The 1,573-nt window shown below is 34.0% G+C and carries 1 protein-coding gene and 1 pseudogene; both read right to left on the reverse strand.

Annotated features, from left to right (window positions below; genetic code table 11):
- Positions 1 to 1,370: cassette chromosome recombinase CcrB (gene ccrB, locus KA858_RS05930; RefSeq protein ID WP_210135233.1), on the reverse strand; the 1,370-nt coding region annotated here is incomplete at its 3' end.
- A 19-nt stretch (positions 1,371 to 1,389) separates the two neighbouring features.
- Positions 1,390 to 1,573 (reverse strand): annotated as a pseudogene (locus tag KA858_RS05935) (cassette chromosome recombinase CcrA); the annotation flags it as partial.

Consider the following 1,573-nt stretch of genomic DNA (forward strand, 5'->3'; position numbering starts at 1 on the left):
TTCGTATCATAAGATGGTTTTTCTTGGTTTTGTTGCTGCTTGAGTTGATTCATTTGATTTGTAATGTCATTGAGTTGTGTTTCATATTGATGAATAGTTGGTTTGAGTGCAGATGTTAAGTCTGGATTGTCTTCGATGGTTTGAATTAGATTTTTTAGTTTAGTGTTTATTTCATCAAATTGTTGTTGCTTATATGCGATATCATGATTGAGTGCAGCTACATCGATTTGATTCTCTTGATTGACGCGTTCGACAACTCGCTTGAGAACTTTATCGCTTTTGACAATTTCGAGTATTTGATCCATAACATATTTTTCTATAACATCAGCTCTAACACTATTCGCAGAACATACTTTTGAGCCTTTGTTTCGAAAATTACTACAAGAATAATAGCGTATTCGCTTCTTGGTACCATCTTTCAATGTGTTCGTTGTGTTACTAGCTGCCATTGGTGCACCACATTGTGGGCAGTGAATAATACCCGTTAATAGATTGGTTCCTTTACCATGCACTTGTGGTTTTTCACTTACTTGTTTTTTACGTGCTTGTACTTTATCCCATAAGTCTTTGCCAATAATAGGGGCGTGCTTACCTTCAGCGATTACTGGCTTATCATTCAAGCCTTTACGTCGTTTATCATTCCAATCTTTGTATTTTGCGAATTGAATTTTACCAATATAGAATGGATTTGAGAGAATATAAGTAACAGCTGAAATACTAAATGGATTACCTTTCTTAGTGACATAACCTTTATGATTGAGTGCATTGGTTATTTTACGATAACCATGACCTTTGGCATAAGATTCAAAGATATATTTAACGATGTTAGCTTCATGTTGATTAATCATTAATTCTTTTTTATTATCAGGTATGTTATTATATCCTAAAGGAAGATTGCCCTGATAATAGCCCTCTAAAGCTCTTTGATGTTGCCCGGTGTAAATATTCTCTAAAATTGTATTTCTTTCAAATTCAGAAAAACTTGCAAGTATCTGAAGCATTAACTTGCCTGTTGAATTTTTGACTTCCATGCGTTCAGACAAGCTAAAAAATTCAACATTTTGGCGATGAAGTTCTTCGACGATTGTAAGTAAATCGGAAGTATTACGTGCCAAACGATTTGTTTTATAAACCATAACACAGTCTAATTTTCCATTTTTAGCATCATTTAACATGCGCTGTAATTCAGGACGGTTCATAGATTTTCCTGATATACCTCGATCTGCATATATATCAACAAGTTCATAGCCATTAAATTGGCAATATTGCTCTATTTGTGTAATTTGTCCCTCGATGCTATAACCCTCTACTTGTCTCTCTGTGGACACGCGAATGTACGCTCCGATTCTCTTCTTCTTCATTTCATTCATATTTTTTCATCCTTTCTGATTAAGCAATCGATGATTGCGTTTTTTGATTGACGATGTTTAAGGGCTCGTTTTTGAAATAGATACCCGTAAGTGTTTTATTTTTGGTAATATGAATTTCATCAATGTAAGGGTACAATATGTTTAATGTGAAACGTTGTTGCATGACATTTTGTAAAGCCTTTTGAATTTGATGCGTATGGATT

Origin of the sequence: Staphylococcus sp. GDX8P80P, assembly GCF_017893095.1 — a bacterium.
GTDB lineage: Bacteria > Bacillota > Bacilli > Staphylococcales > Staphylococcaceae > Staphylococcus > Staphylococcus borealis.